The sequence below is a fragment of the Phycisphaerales bacterium AB-hyl4 genome (assembly GCA_041821185.1).
In the GTDB taxonomy this organism is placed as follows: domain Bacteria; phylum Planctomycetota; class Phycisphaerae; order Phycisphaerales; family Phycisphaeraceae; genus Natronomicrosphaera; species Natronomicrosphaera hydrolytica.
This window is the reverse complement of the sequence record JBGUBD010000004.1, coordinates 333211-353390: the sequence shown is the minus strand read 5'-3', so window position 1 is coordinate 353390 and position 20180 is coordinate 333211. Positions and strand designations below refer to the sequence as shown.

Sequence of the window (20180 nt, the reverse complement as noted above, 5' to 3'; positions counted from 1 at the left end):
GCCTGTATGGCTTGGGGAATTTGGGAAAGTGCAGCTTTAATATGCAAGTTTTAGTCACAGGCAGCAGCGGTCTGATCGGTTCGGAAGCCGTTTCATTTTTCGACGCGATGGGCTTTTCCGTGACCGGCGTCGACAACAACATGCGCGCCGATTTCTTCGGCCCGAAAGGCGATACACAGTGGAACCGCCAGCGACTGGAAGCGCAATGCCGCCGATTTCGCCACCTGACACTGGACATTCGCGACCGCACAGCCGTCGATCAGGTCTTCAAGAGCCACCGCTTTGACATCGTCATTCACGCGGCCGCCCAACCCAGCCACGACCTGGCCGCGAAACGTCCGTTCGATGACTTCGACGTCAACGCCGTCGGAACACTGAACCTCCTTGAGGCATGCCGTCGCCACATGCCCGAGGCGGTATTCATCTTCATGAGCACGAACAAAGTCTATGGCGATGGCCCGAACCGCATCGCGATCAAGGAACAGGAAACACGGTGGGATTTCGATGACCCCGCCTACACGCACGGTATCGACGAAGCGTTCCCGATCGATCAATGCCTGCATTCCATTTTCGGCGCCTCCAAAGTCGCCGCCGACGTCCTCACCCAGGAGTACGGCCGTTACTTCGGCATGAACACCGGCGTGTTCCGTGGCGGCTGCCTCACCGGCCCGCACCATAGCGGTGTCGAACTACACGGCTTCCTCAGCTACCTCGTCGCGACCGCCGTCGCTGAGGGCGAATACACCGTGTTCGGCTACAAAGGGAAGCAGGTTCGCGACCAGATCCACAGCTACGATGTGATCAACGCGTTCTGGCACTTCGCGCAGGCCCCGCGGCCCGGCGAGGTCTACAACCTCGGCGGTGGCAAGGAAAATGCCGCCAGCCTTCTTGAATGTATCGACCTCGTCGCCGAAGCGACCGGCAGGCGACCGAAACTCACCTACAGCGATGAGCACCGCATTGGCGACCACATCTGCTACTACACCGACTTACGCAAATTCAAAGCGCACTTCCCCGGCTGGCAACTCACTCACACGTTGTCGCAGATCATCGAGAAGATGACATGCGGTGCGCCGCATACGACGCACTCGGTGTAAGGCGTATCCATACGCTATTTGGCGAGGATGTGGTCCCTTTCACTTTCTCTGCTTCTTGATTGGAAGAAGCTTCTCTGATGTTTGGGAATACAGCGATTCTGATGGTGATCGTCTCGGATTCGTATCGTCGCCGTCGGCGCTGAATGATTACTTGACATACGGCCTGCCGGGCACGAAAACGGATCGTTCATCGTGCCCGGCGGGCCGCGCAGTTTTCGAGAAACGCTTCAGCCTCAGGACGCTAGCGAGCGAGGGGACGCGGCACGTACTGGTCGATGAGGTTGCCGTCTGCGTCGTACATCTGGTATTCCTGCGATTCCCCCTCGATGGTGACGAGGATAAAGTGCCGGATCGCCTCGGCCCGTTCGAGGTACCAGGTTTCATCCACATCGTGGATTTCGCGAAGCCTGACGCCCCACGCGCCGTCGCCGATGTAGACGATGCCGTCTTCGTCTTCTTTGCCGTGGCGAATGGGTACGGTGCGTTTGTAGGTGTGGTCGTGGTGTTCGAAAGCGACGCGGATGTTGTCGTGCTGATCGAATACGGGATGCCAGTGCTCGCGGATGAGCCGAGCAACCCCGAAGTGGGTGGGGCGAGCGGAAGGGTAGGCGGCGAAGTGGTAGACGGGGAAGACGTGGGGCACATGAGTGCGTTGTTCGAGTTGCTCTTTCAGCCACTCCGTCTGCTTGCCCGCGACGAGGTTCACGTGATCGCTGTCGAGCAGGATGATGCTCATATAGTCGCCGAAGTCCATCGTGCCGTAGCCGGGCTGGCCGGGGTAGGCGAAGAGGTTGAAGAAGTAGGGGGCGAGTTTTTCGCGATACTCATCGGTAGGTGTGTAGTTGTCTCGGTCGACATCGTCGCGGTTCCAGTAGTAGCCGCCGACCACTTCGTGGTTGCCGATGGCGAGCAGAACCGGCACGACTCGGCCTTCGTCGGTGACCAGCGTGTTCTTGTAAGCGTCGAACCACTCGTACCAAAGGTGGACCCGGTCTTCGCGGCCGTCCGCGTAGGCGTAATCGCCGCCCCATACGATGAAGTCGAGGTCGAATTTCATGGCCTCACGGTTGGTCTGTTCCATCCACGACTGTCGCTGGCGCGTGTCGCCGCCGGCGGCAAAAATGATGGGGCGTTCGTCGGCGGTGGCGGGCATGGTGCGGAACGAATAGAACCGGCTGCTCTGGCCACGCTCTTCCCGATAGAGGCGGAACCGGTACTCCGAGTCCGGCTCCAGCCCGGTCAACTCGACCGTGTGGATGTGCCGATCGGAGTAGACCATGGGATGACTGTCGCCTTCAACCTGATCGAGGGTGTCGCCATCGACCGGGCCATATTCAAGAATCACTTCCTCGTCCGGACCCTCGGTGTGCCACTGGATGGTCATCGTGGTGGTCGGATCCTGCTGCCAGGTCAGATACAGCGCTGTCGGCCGTTGAACTCCTTCGTCGGCTCCATTGCTCCCGCGAGGCGCGTCCGCCAGGACGGAAGGGCTGCCGAGCAAGACCATGCCGGTGAGCAACATCAACATCGCAAGATATTTCACGGTTTCATGCATTTTCATCATTGAATCTCCATTTATTGACCCACGGTCGAGCGAGACGACTGTTTAGCGTGTAGTGCAGTCGGAACGGCGTGTTTCCGTCTGCTTTCCATTTTAAGCCGTAAGCAATGCCCTGAAACTGTTCAACAAAGGTCTTGACAAATCACCGCGCAGGGGCCAGAATACGACTAGATTCGAATCGATTCGAAATTTTACCAGATCACGCCCTCAAGGGCAACAATGAATGCCGCACCCATAACTTCGCGTGATATGAGCAGTTCCACGAAAAACCTCAGTATCGCCGGCCTCGCCAAGTCGCTCTCGCTCTCGGTGGGTACGGTGTCTGAGGCGCTGAATGACAACCCGCGAGTCAATGTGCGCACCCGCAAACGCGTGGTCGAGGCCGCCCTCGAAGCTGGTTACGTCCCAAACCGCCAGGCCGCAGCGCTGCGAAGGCAGAAAAGCCGAATTATTGGCATGCTGCTGCCCACGCTCAGTAATCCGATCTACATCGAACGCGTCGCCTCCGCCCAGCGGATTGCTTACCAGCATGGCTACGAAATCTCCTTCGCCAGTTCCGAGTGGCGAGCCGATCAGGAAGCCAACCTCAGTCGGCATTTCCTCGGCTTGGGGGTCGACGCCCTGATTATCGACGGCGCTGTTCGCAAGATGCGGGATCAAACCGACCATGGGGTGTTCAAGCCGTTTTTCGACCGGAAGATTCCGGTTCTGAAAATTACGCACAGGCAACGGCCCGCCGCTCCGGATACTTCAGAACTGTTCGTCGACGTGGCTTCCGGTATATGCGAGGCCCTCGAGCACCTGTTGGCGCTTCAGCATCGGCACATTGGTTTCGTCGGCATCCGCTCAGATCCGAACGCGAGCAATGCTCCTCAGCGTGAAGGCATTCAGCGTGCGATCGGGCAGGTGGGCGACAGCGTCCAGACGGAGTTCATCGGCCCAGCCGCCCAGTCAATGGGCGAGGCGTACCAGGTCGTCCGCGATCGTCTCCAGCAGGCAGACCCCTTCCCCACGGCCATTCAGGCGGTCGGCGACCAGGTCGCGATCGGTGTGCTGAAAGCCCTCGACGACCATGGCCTGCGCGTGCCGGAAGATGTTTCGGTCGTCGGCTTCGACAATCTGGAAGTGTCCGCCTTCTATAAGCCCAGCCTTACGACGGTCTCTCAAACCCATCTGGATCTCGGGCGCAAAGCCGTGGAAACCGTTCTGGACCGCATTGAAAACAACAGCCAACCACGAAAAGAGAAGGTCAACCTCGAACTGGTCGTCCGCGATTCCACCGCGCCTGCGCCAGTGAACTTCGCATCACAAGCGGCACGTCAAACCACGCTTTAGTAAGGAAAACCACATGATATGTATACCCCGGTTTCCCCGGCGTCACGGTCCAAACGCTTTTACGCTCATTGAGCTTCTCGTTGTCATATCGATCATCGCTTTGCTGGTCGCCATCCTGCTGCCCGCCTTGAGCGCGGCCCGCGACACGGCGCGATCCATGGTATGCCTCAGCGCTCAAAGGCAGGTTGGCCTGGCGATGTTCATCTACGCCAACGACTACGACGACCACCTGCCACCAGCGAGGGTGCATACAGCCTACCCCTATGAAGGCACGACAATTAAGTTCACCGATAGCCCACCGAGTGGTTACAACGGAGGATATGCCTGGGCAGCCCTGCTGGGATACAAGGGATACATGCCCGTCGGAATCTTGGCGAGCAATAACGAAATTGCCAATCGGAGCGTGCCCGGATGGGAAGTTTTTGCCTGTGACGCCGCTCCCAACAGGGATGTGGACTCGTCCAACAATCGAGGCATTCCCGGCTGGAGGGCGCAACATATTTCCTTTGGCTATAACTACCGTGAGATCGGTGGTTCGCATCATCTGTTCGCTAGTAGCGATAACCGGAAATGGTATATCAGCTCCACGCAGACCGAGATTGTTGATCCCAGCAACAAGCTGCTCACTGTCGACGCCATTGCCGCTTCTGGCCCCCAGGCGATAGAGCCGGACGACGGCCCACGCAGAGGCTTCAGCCTCGTCGCGGCCTCGGCGAATACGACCGATCCCGGTCGACCCCATGCACGCCATCGCGGTGCGGCCAATATCGTCTGGGTGGACGGGCACGGTAGCTCCGTGAGGTCGCCAGATCCTGATTTTCATAACGCCATCTATGAGGTGCTGGGTACCTCCGCGACCGATCGGAATGTATGGAGTCGCTCGGGGCGCGGGCGAAGCGTCAACTGATGTGCGCCTTGATTGATGCGTTCCGCTCTGTCGCCGGATTTTATTGTCACCGCAACGAAAACGTTCTCTCAGGCAGCAAGGTTATTTGTTCTTTTTATAGAAAGCTGATTCATGATTAGGGAAATTACATCCATCGAGAATCATTCGAGTCTCCCGCAAGCCTTCCGCATCGGCAAGCCCGGCTTCCTCAAGTCGATGTTGCTCAAGCCGACCATGCTCCTTCTTGCGCTTCTGCTCTTTACGCAGGCCGCGTTCGCGGGGCAGGTCACCATTCTCGCGCCGGTGGACAACACGAATGTGGACTTCGAACACCTCGGCATGAGCGTCACGACGTTTTCTTCCGAGCAGCTTGAGGAGATGGATCAGGAAACCGCCACGTCGGTCAAGCAGAGCATCGAGGCTTCAGTGCTCGTGCTCACCGGCGCCATGATGCCGACCGAAGCGTTTGCCAACCTCTTTGAAAACGATGAAACCCGCGACGCCTTGGACGGACTCTTCCGTCGCGGCGGCATGTTCTACCTCGGCCAGCTCAGCGGCGGCGGCTACAACAATCTGCCCGACGCGATGCGGAGCTACTTTGAAGATAAGGATGTGTTCATCCCCCGGGCCGGGAACCGGCCATCCACCTCGGGCACCATCGGTACGTTCTTCGCCCACGCCAATCCCGAACTGATGGACCTGCCGCTGCTGTCCCAGCCCAACTCCCTCGCCGAGGGCACTTGGCGCGGCGTCGGGCGCAACGCGTTCTACTTCCGTGACTTCCCCGACACAGCCTTGCCCATTCTCCTCGGACCTGAGGACGGCTACCCCGTCATGCTGCTGCAGCAGGGCATTCTCGGTGAAGGCAAGCTGATCATCAGCCAGGCCCGCGACCTGACGCGGTCGCAGCAATCCCATTTCTGGGACAACCTGATCGCATTCCTTGGCGGCGACGAATCATCCGAGTGATTGAGCCCACTCAACATCCTTCATTCTGTTAGGAAAGAGCATCCATGACTCAAGAAAGCGTATCCTTCGAGAATCATTCGACCCGTTCGCAAGCCTTCCGCATCGGCAAGCCCGGCTTCCTTAAGTCGATCGTGTTCAAGCCGACCATGATCCTTCTCGCGCTTCTGCTCTTTTCGCAGGCCGCGTTCGCCGGGCAGGTGACCATTCTCTCGCCCACGGACGACACGCGCGTCGACTTCGAGCGGATGGGCCTCCGCGTGGATACCTACACCACGGAACAGCTTGAGAACATGGATCGATCGACGGCCATCTCGGTGGGCCAGAGCATCGATGCGTCGTTTCTTGTCCTGACCGGTGCTCGTACGTCGTCCGAAGTCTTCGCGAGCCTTTACGAAACCGACGAAATCCGCGTCGCGATCGAGGACCTGTTCCAACGCGGCGGCACGCTTTTCCTCGGCCCGGTCAGCGGCGGCGTGATGAACCGGTTCCCGGACAGGATGCGGAGCTATTTTGAGCAACAGGATGTCTTTCTCCCCCGGGCCGGCCACCGCGCCAGCACATCCGGCGGCATCGGTACCTTTACCGCCTATGCCAACCCCGACCTGATGGACCTGCCCATTCTTTCCGAGCCGAATTCGCTCGCGCAAGGCACATGGGCCGGCGTGCGAAGCAATATCTTCTACTGGCAGAACTTTCCTGCAGATAAGGCGTTGCCCATTCTCGTTCGCGAGGACAACGAATATCCGGTCATGCTCCTGCAGGAGGGCATCGCTGGCGAGGGGAAGCTGATCCTCAGCCAGGCGCGCGACCTGACGCGGGTGGCCCGTTCCGACTTCTGGGAGAACCTGATCGCGTACCTCGGCGTCAGCGCAAGCGGTGACGCCGGTGCGGGCGCTGGCTCGGCCGCCGGGGTCCGAGGCCTTGCCGCAGGCGAACCGAGCAGGCCGCTGATGTTCGTCGAAGCCTTCGAGGACGTTGCGTTTGAAGACATCGCCGAAGCGGACATGTTCGAGGATTCGCGGATCTGGGAAGCTTTCGAGACCGTTGCGCTGAGCGTTCACGACACCGGCGAAACGCCTGAGAAGGCCACGGAAGCCCGCCTGGGCATCATCGGCGATTATCTTGTCGCCGCCTTTCATTGCGAGGAGCCGAACCCGGCCGGCCTCACCACCGACATCACGATCCGTGACGATAAGGCCTGGACCGATGATGCTGTCGAACTGGTGGTGGTCCCTCACGAAGGTGGATCGCTCTATCACGTGATTCTGACCGCTGGGGGCGCGATCTATGATGCTCGCGACAGGAATAATCGTTGGGATGCTGACCTGATTACGCACGTGCGGATCGACTCCGACGCCTGGCGTGCCGTGATTGCTGTGCCTTTGTCAGAGGTGTTTGAAGACGGTGCGGTGCCTGACACGTTTTTTGCCAACCTCGCTCGCCAGGAGCAGGCGGTGGGCGAAATCAGTTCATGGATGGCGCCCATTCATGGCATTCCCTCGGCCGAAAGCGTCGGCCACATCAGCCGTGTTTCACCGCGTGAGCTGGCGGCACGTCTGGTCGATCGGCCCGCGGGCGGTGTGCGCGGCGCGGCCGGTGAGGGTTTCGAGATCTGGCAAGCGTCGGCATGGGAAGACGGGCTTGGCCTGACCACGCGTCCTTTGGACGATGCCGAGCCGGGCACGCTTGAGCTTCACATGCCGCGCCGCGGCACCGACGCCGCCGTGCTGCTCGTGCGAAATCATGAGCCGGAGACGCTGGTCTTCAAGGTCAACCCGTCGCGCGAACTGAAGGCCAGCGGTGGCCAGTCGGTACCGTTCTATGACGTGGCGACGCTCTATCGCGGGATTCCTCGGCTAAGCAGCTATGAAACCCTCGGCTTTGACCCGCTGGAAGACATCGGCAACGGTGGCTTGCTGAGCGTCGCGCCCGGTGAAACCGCAATGCTCTGGCTCGACGCTGCTGGCGCTGGGGCTGCCGGCCGGTATCGTGGCGAGCTGTCGCTGCTGCCGATCACCATCCGGGATCAGCAGCCGATCAACATTCCGATTGATCTGCACATTTATGACGTTGAGATCCCCGACCCGTTGCCGTTGCAGGTATTCACATGGGGGCCGTACACGGGCAACGTATGGGGCGATCGAGTTCAATACGTTGAACTGGCATATGAGTCACACATCAATAATTTCCGTGCCACGTACCCCTTAGAAGCGATTCAACCCGGCCCGACGTTTTCGGATGATCCGAGTGATTATCTGAGTAACCTGTCCAATTTTTGGGACCAGGGGTTGAACGTCAAGTTCACTTACAGCTACCACCTCTTTACAAAATTTACACGTGACATTAAAGAGGCCGGCTTCGAGGGCGAGCCGATGGACGAGCAGTGGCAAGCCTACTTTATTGAATGGTTCGGCAACTGGATGAGCGCGCTGGAAAGCGAAGGCATCACGTATGACGATTTCTGGATTCAGATCGAAGACGAGCCGCGTACGCACGACCTGCCGCTCTTGGTCCCCCAAACGGCTCTGCTGAAGGAGCATTTTCCGCAGGCCCGCACATGGGTCAGCATCGCACCCTGGAGCACGATGGAAGACCTTGAGGCGCTTCAACCCCACATCGACCTGTGGGTTCCCGAGCGTCGCCGAATCACGATGCGTGAGACCGCACCTGAAGAGCTTGCGTTCTACAAGGAACAGGGCGAGTACTGGCCCTACCTCTGCTCCCGGCAGATGGATATGCAGTCGATGATGACCTACTACCGCCATCGCGGGATTCAGGACTACCTGCTCGGCGGCGAAGGCATCGTGCTCTGGGCCTACAACTCATGGGGCGGCGACTCGTGGGCACAGTGGGACACCCCCCGTGCCGACGGCAGTGGACGCTTCGACGAAGCGCTGGTCTATCGCGGCGAGCACGGCCCTGTGCCTTCAAAGCGCCTGTTCGCCTTCCGGGCGGGCATTGAAGATTACGTCCTGCTTTATCTGATGGAGCAGGCGAAGGGCGAGGCCTCGGGCGCGGATGCTGGGCGGATCGACGAGTTGAAGTCGCAAGCGGAAACATTACTCGGAAGCAACGACCCCGCGGAAATGGAACAGTGGCGGCGTGCCGTGCTTGCGCTTCTTGAAACGCTTTAATGATTACAACAAGCAGTTCCTGACTGTCAGCCGGCCAAACGAAGATTTGTCATTTGTTTAACCGTGTTTTGTCACCTGTTTTTTACTCTTTTGGAGGATCGTAAAATGGATCGCGTAAAGATGAACACTATGTTGAAGTCGCTTGGCTGCGCTGCCGTGGTGGCAGGGGCCGGTATGGGTGCCAATGTTGCCCAGGCGGACTACGTCAGCACCGTGCTGAGCAACGAGGATTTGATTGCCTATTACCGTCTGGGCGAAGATCCCAGCCAGACTTCTACGGCGACGGATGCGTCTGGAAGCCATGATGGGACATACCATGGATCGCCGCTGTCCACGATGGGTCCCACGGCGGACGACGGATGGAACTCGTTCGGTGACAACAACTCGGCGATTAACTTAAATGGTGCCGGCGCGATCACCCTCGATACGGCCGCTCTTGATATACCGCAGATTACTTTCACTGGGTGGTTTCGCCTGACAGATGATACGCATAACCAGCGCATTTATACCACCCAAGCGAGCCCCTCGAATCGGTTTACGATTAATGTCGCGAATGGGCAGAGACTTCACGTTACCACGGGCGGCAGTAATGGAGCGTGGGTACCGATTGATACGGTACTGGATGGCGAATGGCATCATCTGGTTGTTTCCCGTGGAAGCAATGCCAGGGAAGACGTGGCAGTCTGGATCGATTTCCTACCAGTGGCTACTACTCTAGCCAGTCATTTCGGACAGGGCACGGGTACGAATCCTACTCTCGGTGCTCAAGGAGTAGTCGACGGCACAATCGACAACTCGTTCCTCGGCTCATTAGACGAGGTTGCGTTCTTCAATCGTGTATTCACGCAGGAAGACGTTAATGAGTTACATGCCGCAGCGCTGATCCCCGAGCCCGCGAGTCTGGCGTTGCTCGGCCTCGGCGGTCTGGCGATGCTCGGGCGTCGGCGGCGTGCATAAAGCGTACGTGCTAAGACGTCTTCCGTCGGGTTCGTGAAGAACATGGCGGCGCGATGCCCGGGCCACCTTCGACCTTGGGGGGAAGGCGAGGTAGCCCGGGCATTTTTGTGGGTTCGATATTCAGGGAATGACAGCGTATGCAGCCGGGCAGTCGATGACGGTATTGGATTGCCTGATTCCTGGTATCCACGTTTTAAAGGGTCTTGAGATGAATGGTGCAATGACGTGCAGCATGTGGAAGTCGGTCGCGTGCGCCGCCGTGGTGGCAGCAGGCTTGAGCGCAAGCGCGGCTCAGGCAGAGATTCTGGTGCAGGACGACTTCAACCGCACCTCGAACACCGTCGGGACGACGTCCGACGGCAACGCCACGTGGGTCGAACGGGAAGATCGCGATGACAAGATCACGGTGACAGGGGAGCGGCTCCGGATCGAGTACGGGCCCGGCAAAACCGAGAACAATGCGGGCGTCGCGCTCGAAGATTTCACGCTGGATGATGGCATCTTCAGCCTCGACATCAAGGACATCGGGAGCCCCGAACGATCGCTCACACGTCGTCAGGGCATCAGCTATCGTGCCGCGACGCTCGACGATGCGATGAATTTCCGAGGCTTGAAAGCCTTCCGGGTCAACGTGAAGAGCCAGTGGCAAGATGGCCTCCACGACGTGATCCTGCGGTACGGCCCGGATGTTCTGATGACCGCAGACGTTTCGGACGTCAATCCCGATACCGTGTCGCTGCGGGTGGAATTCACCGGTAACCGCCACAAGGTCTACATCGATGACGAACTGGTGATCGACTACATCGATCCAGAGGACCGGAACGAAGCGGGGTATGTCGGCATCTACACCTCGTACGCCCACATGGAAGTCGACAACTTCGAAATCCGGCAAGCGGACTCAGAGGAGTAAGACAGTATGTTGCGATTTGCCCTGATCGGTTGCGGCCATCATGGACGCAAAGCCGTCATGCCGGGCCTGCTTAAGCATGCCGGGCGTGTGAAGCTGTGTGCCGTGGCAGACCTGCATGCGGACAACCTTGCGTCCGCGAAGGCGATGGGCTGTGCCGTCTATACGGACTACAAGCAAATGCTCGTCGAGCAGCGCCTCGATGCGGTCTATATCGCGACCTTGCAGGAAGCGCACCTCGAACAGGTGCTGGCGGCCCTGTCGGCGGGTCTGCATGTGGTTTGCGAAAAGCCGATGGCGCCCACCGCGGACGACTGTCGCACGATGATCGAGGCGGCGGAGCGGGCGGGTCGGCTGCTGGTGGTGAATTTTGAAACGCGCTACCACCGTCACCACCAGCGGATTCGCCAGTGGATCGGCGATGGTCGAATCGGCCGCGTCGAAGCGATTCATGTGCAGGACTTCTGGGACGGCCACAAGCGGACCGGCCCTGTGGCCGAGCGGCGGGCCCGACTGATGGACCGCGCGGGTGGGCTGGATTGCGGCATTCACAAGATCGATCTCGTTCATCATCTTTGCGGCAGCGGGCAATGGGCGAGCATGGAGGCGATGGGCGCCTGGCTGGGCGAAGAAGAGCGACTGCTCGCGCCGCACATTGCGATTCTCGGTCGGCTGGACATCGGCACATTGGTGACCATCAACGCGAGCCTGGGCTATGCCGCGGGCATCAAGCCGCGGCCGCGCCAGGATCTGTTGACAGTGGTGGGCACCGAAGGCGTGATCAGCCTGACCATCGACTCGCCGTCGATGAAGGCGCACGCCACCGGCACGTACCTGGCGACGCTTTACGACAACGACGGCGAAGAGCAGGTGGCGGCGGAGTACCCGATCCACGACATCGCGATCGGCCGACTGGTGGATGATCTTGCGAGTTATCTGGAAAGCGGCACTTGTCCGCCGGACCTGCCGCTTGGCGAAGCGGGGCTGAACGCACAGGTCATCGCGGAAGCCGCCAACGAACGTGCGGTGGGGACGCGATTCCCCGCGACGGCGCCAGGGATGGTCGGGGTATGAACATGGCGGCGTGGCGAACGAGCGTTAAATCGCCAGGGCACGTGGGGCGGAGCCCTTGTTCATACCTGCGTCGCGAGATGCAGCGCGGTTTTGCAGCAAGCCGAACGAATGTACTTCGTATTTCACGTGCTGAATGACACGCCGCTTTTGGTGATGTATATAGGAATCATTATGACTGATGTAACTCAGACTCGATCCGCTGCCGCTGACTGGATTGCATGGGGTAGCGCCGCGACCGGCGACGCGTTGCGGGGCGAAGGCTATCCGTTTCAATGCATGGATGCCGGCATACACGCTGTCGCTCCGGGGATGAAGGTGGCTGGGCCTGCTTACACTGTTCGCACCTACCCTGGCGCCACATGGGCGCTGGGCCGGGCGATTGAGCAGGCCAGCGCGGGCGATGTGCTGGTCGTTGATGCAGGGGGTCGGCCGGACGTGATCATCATGGGCGAACTGATGTCGATGCGGGCGCAGCAGCGTGGCATTGCCGGCGTGGTGGTGGATGGCGCGGTGCGTGATATCGCCGACATTGACGCATTGGGCTTCCCCATGTTTGCGCGCTACGTCTGTCCGCGGAGCGGCACGCATGACAAGGTCGGACAGTGGCAGACGCCGATCGCCTGCGGCCGCGTCGTGGTGAACCCGGGAGATTGGATCGTGGCGGATGAAAGCGGCGTCACTGCCGTGCCTGCCGATGTTGTGGAACCGGTGGCCAGGGCGACTGCGCAGGTTAAGGCGAAAGAGGCCGCCATCGCCCGGCACCTGAAAGCAGGCTGCGATCTGGGGACCGCTTGCGAGAAGGCGGCAGCGTCGCTGCACACTGAATAGCGGTTTGCCGGGTATGGTTCGACTGCGCTTGTTCAGCGACCAGCGGGGTGTGATGCCGTTGCTATACGGGCGTGGCCTGTGGCCTTGCAAAGATTAGTGACGGCTTCGGCTGACTGAATGGCGTGGTTTGCAACGGCAATCACTAGCAACAGCCCGCACCACGCATAGACACAGGACGGTGATGCACACCATGAAAGTAGCTTTAATTACTCATGCGCAATCCGCTGTTCCCGCGTGGGTGATATCCGCCCTGACAGAGGCGGGGGTGACGTGTGTTGGCGATCAATGCCCGAATAGCGGTGCGATCGTGCGTCTGGCTCATGATGCGGACGTGATCTGGAGCTATGGAACACACCACGAGCACACCCCGGCCAGTTGGCGTGAGGTGATCGAAGAAGCATTGCCGGATTTGAAGCAATGCGGAGCGATACTTCGTTCGGGCAGCGGGACGGACAACATACCGCTGGAGGCGGCGACAAGGCACAACATCCTGGTGGTCAACACGCCCGAAGCCACCGCAGAGCCGGTTGCGGAATTTGCGGTGGGGTTGATGCTGGCCGTGGGCCGACAGATCGTGCAAAACGCCGTGGCGCTGCGGTCGAAGGACGATGCAAGCAAAGCTCCTCGACCCCAGCGTTCGTTGGTCGGCAAGATGGTGGGTTTGGTGGGCTTCGGCCACATCGCCAAACTGGTCGCCAACCGCCTGTCAGGTTTTCGGCCCCAACTGCTGGCGTTCGACCCGGCGATCCCGGCCAGCGACATGCAGGCGCACGGCGTCGAATCGGTGCCGTTCGATCAACTTCTGGAGCAGTCCGATTACATATCACTTCATTGCCCCTTGAACGATAAGACGCATCACCTGATTAACGAGTCGGCTCTACGGAAGATGCAAAGCTCCGCCATTTTGATCAACACCGCCCGCGGCGAGATCGTGGACGAGCGGGCGCTGATCGAGGCGCTGGATGAAGGCAGGATCGCCGGTGCAGGCTTGGATGTGACCGATCCGGAGCCGATTGATCCGGGCAACCCGCTACTGAATATGAGCAATGTCGTTGTCACACCGCACGTGGCCGCGTTTGACGAGGCAATTGGCCAGCGCCTCTGGCAGTTTTCCGTGGAAGCGTTAGCAGACCTTGCTCAGTTCCGCTGGCCTCGTTCTTATGTCAACCACGTACAACCGCGTTGGCCGCTTCGCGAACGGGATTGACTCGCTTCAGTAAAGACGCGTTTATTGATCTCGCGGTGGCCACACCGCGCGGCACGGCGATTGTCAGGCCTTCGCTTCGGCCTGCCTCGCGCTATCGCGGAGCGCAGGCGCACGGTTCGCGTTCCATTACCCATCGAATGTCTCGGTCATGCGCGGCGATCGGCAACACGCTCAACCAGGTCGAGGCGCTGCAACGCTATCGTTCGTCGCCATGGCCTTAAGCCTCGATTCAGGAAGCAAGTTAATACGTTTCGAGGACGTACCGAATGGTCTACTGCGTTACCGCTGTATTGTGCATGATCGTGTCGGCATGGTGACAGGCGGCGTAGTGGGGCTGGCTGGCATTCGCCTGCTGAAGGGTCAGCGGCGGTTGCTGTTCACGGCAACGTGTTGTCGCGTGGGGGCAACGGGGAGCAAACGGGCATCCGATATGCTCGGCGTCGGCCGCGCCGGTCGCCTCGGCTACATCGTTCGCGGCGGTGCTGGTGTGCTCATCCATTTCATCCAGCCATGCAGCGTGTGGATCAGGTGCCGGAACAGCTTTTAGCAGGGCATGCGTGTAGGGGTGACGGGGGTGTTCGAACAGAGCCTCCTTTTCAGCCCATTCGACAATGCGCCCTTTGTACATCACAGCTACTTCATCGCAAAGCTGTCGAATGACACTTAAGTCGTGGGCTACGAAAAGGAGCGTGAGGCCAACTTCCTCGCGTAGACGTTTCAACAGGTTCAGAATCTGCGCCTGAACAGATACATCCAGCGCCGACACTGGTTCGTCCGCGACAACCAGCGACGGTTGAAGCGCCAACGCACGGGCGATGCCAATGCGCTGGCGCTGCCCACCTGAAAACGCATGGGGAAATCGCTGGGCGAATCGAGGATCGAGGCCAACAAGTTGCATCAATTCTTCTACACGCCGGTCGCGGTCCCGACGCTTCCATCCATGCGCCCGAAGCGGTTCGGCGATAAGCTCGGATACCGGCATACGCGGGTTCAACGATGAGTAGGGGTCCTGAAATACCAACTGAATCTCACCGCGCACTGCTTTCAATGCACGGCCGGACAGCGTAGCCAGATCGACAACCTGCCCACTTGGACGGCGGAAGTAGATACCGCCCGCGGTTGGGTCGATGGCGCGAACAATCATACGGCTGGTGGTGGTTTTGCCGCAGCCACTCTCGCCGACCAACCCAAAAGTCGTGCCACGATGAATGCTGAAGCTGACGTCGTCAACCGCTCGAATCGTCCCAACCTCGCGCCGCAATAGCCCGCGTCGTACAGGGAATGCCTTTCGCAGATTGCTCACCTGAAGGATCAGGTCATCTGGCATCTCATTCATGACCGGGCGTCTCTCTTTCAGCGCAGTCCGATGTGTCGGATGGCCGGTATTTAAAACAACTGGCTTGATGATCCATGCCCACCTGATAATGGCGTGGCGATTCCTGCCAGCAAACGTCACCGATCACTTCTTCACATCGGTTGTGAAATGGACAACCCGACGGAGGATTGCCGGAGTCGGGTACGGTGCCTCGAATGGAAGCCAGCGTCTCCCGCGTTTGCGTAAGAGACGGCACCGAGTTCAGCAGTGCCTTTGTGTATGGATGGTGTGGCCGATCGAAGATCGCTTTGACCGGACCCTGTTCTACCACTCGACCGAGATACATCACATAGACGTAGTCGACCATATGGGCAACCACGCCAAGGTCATGCGTAATCAACATCAGCGCAATACCGCGCTCGCGTTGAAGTCGCTTGATCAGCTTGAGTACCTGGGCCTGGACGGTCACATCAAGCGCCGTTGTCGGTTTGTCGGCAATCAGCAACGCCGGATTCGCGGCCAACGCCATCGCAATCATTGCACGCTGTCGCATCCCGCCGGACAACTGAAACGGATAGTCATTCGCTCGTGATGCCGGATCGGGGATGCCGACCAACCGTAGTAATTCGATCACGCGCTCACGTGCTTGTGACCTGCCCCCGAATAACCAGTCCAGGAAATATGCGAGGATTTCGCAATGCTGGGCGCATTTGGGAAAGGCAGGATTCACATGGCCAGGAAGCGTTACACGGCGGAACAGATCATCGGCAAGCTTCGTGCAATCGAAGTTCACATCAACTCGGGCATGACGGCTGAGCAGGCGGCTCGTCGTGAAGAAGTCTCGGAGCAGACGTATTACCGCTGGCGGAAAGAGTACGGCGGGATGAAGCTGGATCAGGCGAAGCGGCTGAAGGAACTGGAGAAGGAGAACGCTTCCGGGGGCGGCTCAAGAAGTTGGTGGCGGACTTGAGCCTGGACAAGCAGATGTTGCAGGAGGTAGCGGAGGGAAACTTCTGAGCCCGCGCCAGAAGCGTGAAGCGGTCGATGTGTTGGACTGGCGTGGCTGATGGCGACGCGTAGCGTGCCGGATCATATTCGTTCAGACAACGACAGCGAGTTCACGGCGAAGACGGTACGTCGCTGGCTCAAACGTGTGGGCGTGAAGACGCTGTTCATCGAGCCGGGCAGGCCACTTCCGGGGGTGGGAGTACGGCTATATCGAGTCGTTCAATGGCAAGCTCGCGGATGAGTTGCTGGAGCGTGAGGTGTTCGACACGTTGTACGAGGCGAAGGTGCTGATTGAGCGTTGGCGGGTGCATTACAACACGGTTCGGCCGCATTCGTCACTGGGCTACCGCCCACCAGCCCCGGAGGCATGGCTCATTGCTGAGCCGGACTCCGCTGCGCTCCGTCCGGCTCAGCATCCCCTCGGAGCAACCGTTCGACTAACATAGAGGTAGTACAAACCATGGGGGCAGGTCAGTGGTGCGTTGCCGCTCAGCGTGCAGCGCTTTACCCCCTTCCAATCGCCCGCCGGCGGGTTGGGCTCGAGCGCCAGCACCTCATAGGGACGCGGGCCGCTGAGGCTCGACAGTTCATCGAGGTACAGCCGGATCTCAAACCGGCCCAGCTCGACCCCTTCGAGCACGATCGTCTCCGTGGTTACCGACACGTGCTTGCTCTTGTCGTCGAGGGTCAATTCGCCGAACTCGTCATCGAGCTGCTCGAACGCATCGAGCAGTTGCCGCATCGTCGGAACGGGTGGTGGGGTGGCGCTGCGGCTCAACGCCGACGACACCTCACCGAGCAGGTGCGTCAGTTCGTTGACGGTGACGGGCAGTCGCTGCTGGACCCGGCGTCGCGCCCCGTGCAGCCCGTGCTGGCGGGCGCGGGCCAGCTTGCGGCTGAGCGACCGCATGTCATCGAGGCGCTGGCCGGCATAAGCAAGCCGCTCGTCCAGCTCGTGCTGACGCCGATGATGCAGGACGGTGAGTTGTTCGATGATCCGCTGCGCCGCCCGCCACCGCTGTCGCAGGTGACACGGCCGGTCTCACCGTCCATCGCGTCCCCGCCGCCGACAGCTTCGCCTGCTCATTCGCCGGCCGGGCCACCAGCACCAGCGCCGCCCCCGCCTGCGCCGCCAGTTGGAGCCGACGCGTCGCCGCCATGTCCAAGGCCTGTCCGTCCACGACCACCACCGCTACTGCCGGGCTTCGCGCTGTCAGATCCGCCGCCCACAGCCGCTCGGCCGCCCCCGGTGCATCAACGAACAGCGAGCGACTCAGCAGGACCCTTCCGCGCCCTGCCCCAGCATCGGCGGGTAGGGCCAGACACACCTGCCGATCCAGATCACCTGCCCCGCTTGCCCCGAAGTCCCTTCGTCCGCCACCTGGCCACGCTTTGCCAAATGCACCAGCACGGTCAGGGGCGGCTCGCACCACGGCACATGCTTCACCGGCTCGCCCGAAGGTGGATTCAATTCCGAAGTGCAACAGGCGGGCAGGGCGGGCATCAATCGAAGATGGTCGGTTCCACCGGCTCAATGCAACGTGGCCCCTCGTTGCGGGCGTTGCTCACGTAGGTCGTCACGGGCGTGGCCAGCATCAGCTCCGACGGAAAGGGCTTGAGCACGTCCGCGACAGCGTCGGGATCCTGCAGGCCCGGATCGAGCCAGCGGGCGTGATCGGCCGGGTCCACGATCACCGGCATCCGGTCGTGAATCGTCGCCATCAGCGTGTTCGCCTTCGTCGTCAGCACACTGAAGCTCTGCAGTTCATCCTGCCAGACGTCCCACAGCCCGGCGAGGGCAAATGGCTGATCATCCGCCATGCGGAACAGGTAGGGCTGCTTCGGGCCGCGATCTCGCTTGCGCCACTCGTAGAAGCCGTCCACCGGCACGAGACAGCGGCGATACCGCATCGGTCCGCGATAGCTGGCCTTCTCCGCCGCGTCTTCACTGCGGGCGTTGAAGGTAGCGAACTTCGTGCTCGGCTCCCGCGACCAGTGCGGAATCAGGCCCCATCGCATCAATTCGATCACCCGGCCCACGTCCGCCATCCGCACCACCGGGGCCGGCGTTGTGGGCGCGATGTTGTACCGCGGCACAAAGTCCGCCAAGCCCACGGCCAACTGCGCATCAAACAGCTCGGCAATCCGCTGCGGCGAAGTGTGAAGGGTGTAACGTCCGCACATGTTCGTACATCATAGGAACGGTGTGAACCGAAGCTCGGTGATCAGTTTACCTGCCACGTCACACCATGACGGTGTGGATTCGACCATGTGTCGGTAAACTGACGAAGGGGTCTGCGGGTCGGCGTGCTCATGCCGCCCACCACCCGTGCCCGCGGTCGATCATAATTTTCACGAAGGGGGGCCATGTGTCGGACCACGTCAGCCAGTCGGACCACGCTCGTCTTGGCCAGCTCATCCAGGCGAATCATCCGTGCATCGTGATCTCGACATTCGAGGAAGACGAAGCGATGACGCTCGTCCGCCAGGTCGGGATCGACCGCGGGCTGGACCCGTGGGTGTGGAGCCATGTCCGCGGCGTGCACCACGGCCTGCTTGGTGACAACCAGGACCACGTGCGCGACACCGAACACCCCGCGGCCGCGCTGTACCACCTGCAACAGAAGACCGGCCGATTCATGGGCGTGCTGCTGGATGTTTCCGAGCACCTCAAAGATGCCAAGACGCTGCGCCTGCTGCGTGAGACGATCGAAAAGTTCCTCGTTGACGGCAACACGCTGGTGCTGATCGACCATGCGAGCGAATGGCCGGCGGTGGTGTCGGCCCATGCCACGCCGTTCGAGTTGGCATTGCCCGGCGTGACCGAACTGGAGGAAGTGGTGCGCGCCACATTGCGTGAACTGCACCGCCAGCGGCCGGTGAAAATCAACATCACGCGCGGCGAGCTGCGCACGATGGTCAAAAACCTGCGCGGCCTGACACGCCGGCAGGCCGAGCAGGTCATCCGTGATGCGGTGACGGAAGATCGCCAGTTCACCGCCGACGACATCAACCATGTGCTCGCCGCCAAGCGGCGCACCATCGGCGGCAGCGGGCTGCTGGAGTATGTCGAGTCGCCGATGAGCCTCGACGAAGTTGGCGGCCTGCGTCGGCTCAAGCGGTGGCTCAAGCAGCGGCAGGGGGCGCATGACGAGAAGGCGAAGCAGTTCGGCATCAGCCCGGCCCGTGGTGTGCTTATGCTCGGCGTGCAGGGGGCAGGCAAGAGCATGTGCGCCAAGGCGATCGCTACTGCCTGGCAGTGGCCGCTGCTGCGCATGGACCCCGGCGCGCTCTACGACCGGTTCATTGGCGAGTCGGAGCGGCGACTGCGCGACGCGCTGGCACAAGCCGAAGCGATGGCTCCGATCGTGCTGTGGATTGACGAGATTGAAAAGGGCTTCGCCAGCGCCGCGTCCCGCTCGGCCGACGGTGGGCTCAGCCAACGGATGTTCGGCTCACTGCTGACGTGGATGCAGGATCACGAAGCCCCCGTATTCATGGTTGCGACCGCTAACGACATCGAAGCGCTGCCGCCGGAGCTGCTGCGCAAAGGGCGGTTCGACGAGGTGTTTTTCGTGGACTTGCCGGGGGCGGCCGTGCGGAAGCAGATTTTCGCGATTCATCTGCGCAAGCGCAATCGCGACCCGGAGGCGTTCGCCCTCGATGCGCTCGCGGCCGCGACAGAGGGATTCAGCGGCGCGGAGATCGAGCAAGCCGTGCAGGCAGCGCTGCACGAAGCGTTCAGTGCGAAGAAGGAACTCGACACGGCGGGCATCGTGGCCGTGGCAAAAGCCTCGCCGCCGCTGTCGGTAACGATGGCGGAGAAGGTCAACAGTTTGCGTCAGTGGGCCGACGGCCGGTGCGTGCCGGCGGACTGAACAGGAACAAGCCGCGCTGTGCGG

Annotated in this window: 17 protein-coding genes and 1 pseudogene; 12 read left to right on the top strand and 6 right to left on the bottom strand. The window is 60.6% G+C overall.

What is annotated here, in order from left to right; all coding sequences use genetic code 11:
* The first annotated feature begins 41 nt into the window (after window positions 1–41).
* Window positions 42–1097 (top strand): NAD-dependent epimerase/dehydratase family protein, encoded by a 1056-nt coding sequence (locus ACERK3_08115; protein MFA9478259.1) that lies wholly within the window; start codon window positions 42–44, stop codon window positions 1095–1097.
* A gap of 241 nt (window positions 1098–1338) precedes the next feature.
* Here the strand turns inward: ACERK3_08115 and ACERK3_08110 are convergent, their stop codons facing one another.
* Entirely contained in the window at window positions 1339–2661 is a 1323-nt protein-coding gene (locus ACERK3_08110) for a fibronectin type III domain-containing protein (GenBank protein ID MFA9478258.1), read from the bottom strand.
* 246 nt (window positions 2662–2907) lie between these two features.
* On the opposite strand from ACERK3_08110, the gene ACERK3_08105 reads away from it, so the two are divergent.
* The 9 genes from ACERK3_08105 (at window position 2908) to ACERK3_08065 (ending at window position 13955) form a co-directional block, all read left to right on the top strand.
* Window positions 2908–3993 (top strand): LacI family DNA-binding transcriptional regulator, encoded by a 1086-nt coding sequence (locus tag ACERK3_08105; GenBank protein ID MFA9478257.1) that lies wholly within the window; start codon window positions 2908–2910, stop codon window positions 3991–3993.
* Between the two features lie 13 nt (window positions 3994–4006).
* The gene (locus ACERK3_08100) at window positions 4007–4900 is read left to right on the top strand and encodes a prepilin-type N-terminal cleavage/methylation domain-containing protein (protein ID MFA9478256.1); all 894 of its coding nucleotides are present in this window, start codon (window positions 4007–4009) and stop codon (window positions 4898–4900) included.
* 111 nt (window positions 4901–5011) lie between these two features.
* Window positions 5012–5848 (top strand): hypothetical protein, encoded by an 837-nt coding sequence (locus ACERK3_08095; GenBank protein MFA9478255.1) that lies wholly within the window; start codon window positions 5012–5014, stop codon window positions 5846–5848.
* Window positions 5849–5892: 44 nt separating this feature from the next.
* Window positions 5893–8982, top strand: a complete 3090-nt coding sequence (locus ACERK3_08090; protein MFA9478254.1) for a glycoside hydrolase domain-containing protein — start codon at window positions 5893–5895, stop codon at window positions 8980–8982.
* A gap of 120 nt (window positions 8983–9102) precedes the next feature.
* The gene (locus ACERK3_08085; protein ID MFA9478253.1) at window positions 9103–9939 is read left to right on the top strand and encodes a LamG domain-containing protein; all 837 of its coding nucleotides are present in this window, start codon (window positions 9103–9105) and stop codon (window positions 9937–9939) included.
* Between the two features lie 127 nt (window positions 9940–10066).
* The gene (locus ACERK3_08080) at window positions 10067–10849 is read left to right on the top strand and encodes a hypothetical protein (GenBank protein MFA9478252.1); all 783 of its coding nucleotides are present in this window, start codon (window positions 10067–10069) and stop codon (window positions 10847–10849) included.
* Between the two features lie 6 nt (window positions 10850–10855).
* Window positions 10856–11920, top strand: coding sequence for a Gfo/Idh/MocA family protein (locus ACERK3_08075; GenBank protein MFA9478251.1), 1065 nt, complete (start codon window positions 10856–10858; stop codon window positions 11918–11920).
* Between the two features lie 171 nt (window positions 11921–12091).
* A complete protein-coding gene (locus ACERK3_08070) occupies window positions 12092–12748 on the top strand; it encodes an RraA family protein (GenBank protein MFA9478250.1) in 657 nt (218 codons plus the stop codon).
* A gap of 190 nt (window positions 12749–12938) precedes the next feature.
* Window positions 12939–13955, top strand: coding sequence for a C-terminal binding protein (locus ACERK3_08065; protein MFA9478249.1), 1017 nt, complete (start codon window positions 12939–12941; stop codon window positions 13953–13955).
* A gap of 271 nt (window positions 13956–14226) precedes the next feature.
* Here the strand turns inward: ACERK3_08065 and ACERK3_08060 are convergent, their stop codons facing one another.
* Both ACERK3_08060 and ACERK3_08055 read right to left on the bottom strand, forming a co-directional pair.
* The gene (locus ACERK3_08060) at window positions 14227–15291 is read right to left on the bottom strand and encodes an ABC transporter ATP-binding protein (protein MFA9478248.1); all 1065 of its coding nucleotides are present in this window, start codon (window positions 15289–15291) and stop codon (window positions 14227–14229) included.
* On the bottom strand, window positions 15284–16000 hold the full coding sequence (locus ACERK3_08055) for an ABC transporter ATP-binding protein (GenBank protein ID MFA9478247.1): 717 nt from the start codon (window positions 15998–16000) through the stop codon (window positions 15284–15286). Before ACERK3_08055 ends, ACERK3_08060 begins: the two co-directional genes overlap by 8 nt.
* On the opposite strand from ACERK3_08055, the pseudogene ACERK3_08050 reads away from it, so the two are divergent.
* Window positions 16001–16724, top strand: a pseudogene (locus ACERK3_08050) (integrase core domain-containing protein).
* Here the strand turns inward: ACERK3_08050 and ACERK3_08045 are convergent.
* The 3 genes from ACERK3_08045 to ACERK3_08035 form a co-directional block, all read right to left on the bottom strand.
* Window positions 16688–17188, bottom strand: coding sequence for a hypothetical protein (locus ACERK3_08045; protein MFA9478246.1), 501 nt, complete (start codon window positions 17186–17188; stop codon window positions 16688–16690). The pseudogene ACERK3_08050 and the gene ACERK3_08045 overlap by 37 nt on opposite strands.
* 363 nt (window positions 17189–17551) lie before the next feature.
* Window positions 17552–17782, bottom strand: a complete 231-nt coding sequence (locus tag ACERK3_08040) for a hypothetical protein (protein MFA9478245.1) — start codon at window positions 17780–17782, stop codon at window positions 17552–17554.
* Complete coding sequence (locus ACERK3_08035) at window positions 17782–18462, bottom strand: SOS response-associated peptidase (protein MFA9478244.1); 681 nt, start codon at window positions 18460–18462, stop codon at window positions 17782–17784. The genes ACERK3_08040 and ACERK3_08035 overlap by 1 nt, the downstream gene beginning before the upstream one ends.
* A 185-nt stretch (window positions 18463–18647) precedes the next feature.
* Here ACERK3_08035 and ACERK3_08030 point away from each other — a divergent pair, with 185 nt between their 5' ends.
* Window positions 18648–20156: an AAA family ATPase gene (locus ACERK3_08030; protein ID MFA9478243.1), complete on the top strand. Its 1509-nt coding sequence runs from the start codon at window positions 18648–18650 to the stop codon at window positions 20154–20156.
* The last annotated feature ends 24 nt before the right edge of the window (window positions 20157–20180 follow it).